The organism is Variovorax sp. 01N429, assembly GCF_056399425.1.
In genome coordinates this window covers 1-5,645 of the sequence record NZ_JBFTRG010000040.1, presented here as the reverse complement: position 1 = coordinate 5,645, position 5,645 = coordinate 1, and the positions used below count along the sequence as shown (strand labels likewise).

The following is a 5,645-nucleotide window of genomic DNA, read 5'->3' as shown; positions in this document are numbered from 1 at the left end:
AGGTGATGGGAGGGCGCGGAACGCAAAAAGCCCAGCCTGAGAGGGCTGGGCTTTTTGGGGCTGTAAGAGCCTGACGATGACCTACTTTCACACGGGAACCCGCACTATCATCGGCGCTGAGGCGTTTCACTGTCCTGTTCGGGATGGGAAGGAGTGGGACCACCTCGCTATGGTCATCAGGCATAAAGGGTTGCTGGGCTGATGGGATCAGCCTGGCGAATTCATAGAGTTTGGAATCAGCGTGAATGGTTGAGTGCGTCAACTTGGCATAACACTTTGATCGACTGGATCAAAGTTATAGGGTCAAGCCGCACGAGCAATTAGTATCGGTTAGCTTAACGCATTACTGCGCTTCCACACCCGACCTATCAACGTCCTGGTCTTGAACGACTCTTCAGGGGGCTCAAGGCCCCGGCAGATCTCATCTTGAAACGAGTTTCCCGCTTAGATGCTTTCAGCGGTTATCTCTTCCACACTTAGCTACTCGGCAATGCCACTGGCGTGACAACCGATACACCAGAGGTGTGTCCACTCCGGTCCTCTCGTACTAGGAGCAGGCTTCCTCAAATCTGCAGCGCCCACGGAAGATAGGGACCAAACTGTCTCACGACGTTTTAAACCCAGCTCACGTACCTCTTTAAATGGCGAACAGCCATACCCTTGGGACCGGCTACAGCCCCAGGATGAGATGAGCCGACATCGAGGTGCCAAACACCGCCGTCGATATGAACTCTTGGGCGGTATCAGCCTGTTATCCCCAGAGTACCTTTTATCCGTTGAGCGATGGCCCTTCCATACAGAACCACCGGATCACTATGTCCTGCTTTCGCATCTGCTCGACTTGTCAGTCTCGCAGTTAAGCACGCTTATGCCATTGCACTATCGTCACGATGTCCGACCGTAACTAGCGTACCTTCGAACTCCTCCGTTACGCTTTGGGAGGAGACCGCCCCAGTCAAACTGCCTACCATGCACTGTCCCCGATCCAGATAATGGACCTAGGTTAGAACCTCAAACACACCAGGGTGGTATTTCAACGTTGGCTCCACAAGATCTAGCGACCCTGCTTCAAAGCCTCCCACCTATCCTACACAGATCTGTTCAAAGTCCAATACAAAGCTACAGTAAAGGTTCATGGGGTCTTTCCGTCTTTCCGCGGGGAGATTGCATCATCACAAACATTTCAACTTCGCTGAGTCTCAGGAGGAGACAGTGTGGCCATCGTTACGCCATTCGTGCAGGTCGGAACTTACCCGACAAGGAATTTCGCTACCTTAGGACCGTTATAGTTACGGCCGCCGTTTACTGGGACTTCAATCAAGAGCTTGCACCCCATCATTTAATCTTCCAGCACCGGGCAGGCGTCACACCCTATACGTCCACTTTCGTGTTTGCAGAGTGCTGTGTTTTTAATAAACAGTCGCAGCCACCGATTTTTTGCAACCCATTCATGCTCCGTTGTTCACTTCACACTAATAGGGCACACCTTCTTCCGAAGTTACGGTGTCAATTTGCCGAGTTCCTTCTCCTGAGTTCTCTCAAGCGCCTTAGAATACTCATCTCGCGCACCAGTGTCGGTTTGCGGTACGGTCGTGTGCAGCTGAAGCTTAGTGGCTTTTCCTGGAACCTCGTTCAGTCACTTCACCAGCAAGCTGGCTCGATCGTTGGCCTCGGTATATGACGGGCGGATTTGCCTACCCATCGCCTACTTCCAACTAAACCGGGATATCCAACACCCGGATGACCTATTAAGATCCGTCCCCACATCGCACTACACATCGGTACAGGAATATTGACCTGTTTCCCATCAGCTACGCATCTCTGCCTCGCCTTAGGGGCCGACTCACTCTACGCCGATGAACGTTGCGTAGAAAACCTTGCGCTTACGGCGAGGGGGCTTTTCACCCCCTTTAACGCTACTCATGTCAGCATTCGCACTTCTGATACCTCCAGCACGCTTTACAACGCACCTTCACAGGCTTACAGAACGCTCTCCTACCACTTGCAATAAATTGCAAATCCGCAGCTTCGGTAACTGGCTTAGCCCCGTTACATCTTCCGCGCAGGACGACTCGATCAGTGAGCTATTACGCTTTCTTTAAATGATGGCTGCTTCTAAGCCAACATCCTGACTGTTTTAGCCTTCCCACTTCGTTTCCCACTTAGCCAATTTTAGGGACCTTAGCTGGCGGTCTGGGTTGTTTCCCTCTTGAGTCCGGACGTTAGCACCCGGTGCTCTGTCTCCCAAGCTGTACTCTTCGGTATTCGGAGTTTGCCTTGGTTTGGTAAGTCGCCATGACCCCCTAGCCAAAACAGTGCTCTACCCCCGAAGGTAATACTTGAGGCACTACCTAAATAGTTTTCGGAGAGAACCAGCTATTTCCAAGTTTGTTTAGCCTTTCACCCCTATCCACAGCTCATCCGCTAGTTTTGCAACACTAGTCGGTTCGGACCTCCAGTACCTGTTACGGCACCTTCATCCTGGCCATGGATAGATCACTTGGTTTCGGGTCTACACCCAGCGACTGATCGCCCTATTCGGACTCGATTTCTCTACGGCTTCCCTATTCGGTTAACCTTGCCACTGAATGTAAGTCGCTGACCCATTATACAAAAGGTACGCAGTCACCCTTGCGGGCTCCTACTTTTTGTAAGCATGCGGTTTCAGGATCTATTTCACTCCCCTCCCGGGGTTCTTTTCGCCTTTCCCTCACGGTACTAGTTCACTATCGGTCGATGATGAGTATTTAGCCTTGGAGGATGGTCCCCCCATATTCAGACAGGATTTCTCGTGTCCCGCCCTACTTTTCGTTAGCTCAGTACCACACAGGTCTTTTCACATACGGGGCTATCACCCGCTATGGCCAGCCTTTCCAAGCTGTTCTGTTAAGTCTTGTGCTATCACTAACAGGCTTCTCCGATTTCGCTCGCCACTACTTTCGGAATCTCGGTTGATGTCTTTTCCTCGAGCTACTGAGATGTTTCAGTTCACCCGGTTCGCCTCGCATACCTATGTATTCAGTATGCGATACCTTTCGGTGGGTTTCCCCATTCGGAAATCTCCGGATCAAAGCTAATTTGCCAGCTCCCCGAAGCTTATCGCAGGCTATCACGTCCTTCGTCGCCTATCATCGCCAAGGCATCCACCACATGCTCTTATTCACTTGACCCTATAACTTTGACGTTTCTTCACAGAAACCAAAGTCAATCAAGGAATTACCAGGTCTTTCACCTGGCGCGTTATGCCGTCTTCATAAATCGATTTGACTCGAAATTGAAGTTCATTTGACGCAATCAAAAATTCATGCTGCTGACGGCACGGTGAGCCATGAAGCTCTTTCCGTCAGCAGCGCTGATTCGACTCTATGAATTTTTAAAGAACAGCCGATTGATCAGGAGATCCCGATCAACAACAAAGAAGCCTCATGCTTGCGCACAAAGCCGCTTTGGTGTTGATTGCCTCGGTATCGAACGCCCCACAGGCGCTCGCGTTGGTGGTGGAGGATGACGGGATCGAACCGACGACCCCCTGCTTGCAAAGCAGGTGCTCTCCCAGCTGAGCTAATCCCCCAAGGGTCCACAATTGACACCTATGACCATTGGAAGAATTGGTGGGTCTAGTTGGGCTCGAACCAACGACCCCCGCCTTATCAAGACGGTGCTCTAACCAGCTGAGCTACAGACCCATGTCGATGCAATCGACTTCATCCAACAACCGATAAGTGTGGGCGTTCAATTTAAATGGCTTGTTTCCAGAAAGGAGGTGATCCAGCCGCACCTTCCGATACGGCTACCTTGTTACGACTTCACCCCAGTCACGAACCCTGCCGTGGTAATCGCCCTCCTTGCGGTTAGGCTAACTACTTCTGGCAGAACCCGCTCCCATGGTGTGACGGGCGGTGTGTACAAGACCCGGGAACGTATTCACCGTGACATTCTGATCCACGATTACTAGCGATTCCGACTTCACGCAGTCGAGTTGCAGACTGCGATCCGGACTACGACTGGTTTTATGGGATTAGCTCCCCCTCGCGGGTTGGCAACCCTTTGTACCAGCCATTGTATGACGTGTGTAGCCCCACCTATAAGGGCCATGAGGACTTGACGTCATCCCCACCTTCCTCCGGTTTGTCACCGGCAGTCTCACTAGAGTGCCCAACTGAATGTAGCAACTAATGACAAGGGTTGCGCTCGTTGCGGGACTTAACCCAACATCTCACGACACGAGCTGACGACAGCCATGCAGCACCTGTGTTACGGTTCTCTTTCGAGCACTAAGCCATCTCTGGCAAATTCCGTACATGTCAAAGGTGGGTAAGGTTTTTCGCGTTGCATCGAATTAAACCACATCATCCACCGCTTGTGCGGGTCCCCGTCAATTCCTTTGAGTTTCAACCTTGCGGCCGTACTCCCCAGGCGGTCAACTTCACGCGTTAGCTTCGTTACTGAGAAAGTGAATTCCCAACAACCAGTTGACATCGTTTAGGGCGTGGACTACCAGGGTATCTAATCCTGTTTGCTCCCCACGCTTTCGTGCATGAGCGTCAGTGCAGGCCCAGGGGATTGCCTTCGCCATCGGTGTTCCTCCGCATATCTACGCATTTCACTGCTACACGCGGAATTCCATCCCCCTCTGCCGCACTCCAGCGATGCAGTCACAGATGCAGTTCCCAGGTTGAGCCCGGGGATTTCACAACTGTCTTACATCACCGCCTGCGCACGCTTTACGCCCAGTAATTCCGATTAACGCTTGCACCCTACGTATTACCGCGGCTGCTGGCACGTAGTTAGCCGGTGCTTATTCTTACGGTACCGTCATTAGCCCCCTTTATTAGAAAGGGCCGTTTCGTTCCGTACAAAAGCAGTTTACAACCCGAAGGCCTTCATCCTGCACGCGGCATGGCTGGATCAGGCTTGCGCCCATTGTCCAAAATTCCCCACTGCTGCCTCCCGTAGGAGTCTGGGCCGTGTCTCAGTCCCAGTGTGGCTGGTCGTCCTCTCAGACCAGCTACAGATCGAAGGCTTGGTGAGCCTTTACCTCACCAACTACCTAATCTGCCATCGGCCGCTCCATTCGCGCAAGGCCTTGCGGTCCCCTGCTTTCATCCGTAGATCGTATGCGGTATTAGCACAGCTTTCGCTGCGTTATCCCCCACGATTGGGCACGTTCCGATGTATTACTCACCCGTTCGCCACTCGCCACCAGGATTGCTCCCGTGCTGCCGTTCGACTTGCATGTGTAAGGCATGCCGCCAGCGTTCAATCTGAGCCAGGATCAAACTCTATAGTTCGATCTTGAATTTTTCGCTCGATTTCTCAAGCAACTCATAAAAACGGAATTGAAGTGAACTTCACTTCTATTCTCATGAGCGTTTAAAGTCCGAAGACTTCGTTCCGAAGAACTTGGCCATTCGCCTCAAACGCCCACGCTTATCGGCTGTATGTTTTTAACGATCACCGCGCTTAGCATCCCGCTTCGCGCTTCACTTCGCTGCGATCAGCGAAGCCCTCTATTATTACACGATTTTCAGAAGATTCGAAAAACTTTTGAAGTTTTTTTCTTCCCCCTCTCCGCTCATCTCAATACCACCCCGGAGAGCAACATCAAGATCCGTGTTTAGCGGAGCCTTCGATTATGACACGGT

2 tRNA genes and 3 rRNA genes are annotated in these 5,645 nt (G+C 51.8%); all 5 read right to left on the bottom strand.

Features of this window, described 5'->3' with window-relative positions:
• Positions 1-68: 68 nt before the first annotated feature.
• The 5 genes from rrf to AC1DSF_RS30380 all read right to left on the bottom strand — a co-directional run bounded on the left by rrf (position 69) and on the right by AC1DSF_RS30380 (position 5,291).
• Positions 69-181 (bottom strand): 5S ribosomal RNA (gene rrf, locus AC1DSF_RS30400).
• Between the two features lie 118 nt (positions 182-299).
• Positions 300-3,170 (bottom strand): 23S ribosomal RNA (locus AC1DSF_RS30395).
• A gap of 325 nt (positions 3,171-3,495) precedes the next feature.
• Positions 3,496-3,571, bottom strand: a tRNA-Ala gene (locus tag AC1DSF_RS30390).
• Between the two features lie 38 nt (positions 3,572-3,609).
• Positions 3,610-3,686 (bottom strand) — tRNA-Ile (locus tag AC1DSF_RS30385).
• A gap of 70 nt (positions 3,687-3,756) precedes the next feature.
• Positions 3,757-5,291: ribosomal RNA gene (locus AC1DSF_RS30380) — 16S ribosomal RNA — on the bottom strand.
• Together the 16S, 23S and 5S rRNA genes with 2 tRNA genes alongside form the textbook arrangement of a ribosomal RNA operon.
• Between the last annotated feature and the right edge of the window lie 354 nt (positions 5,292-5,645).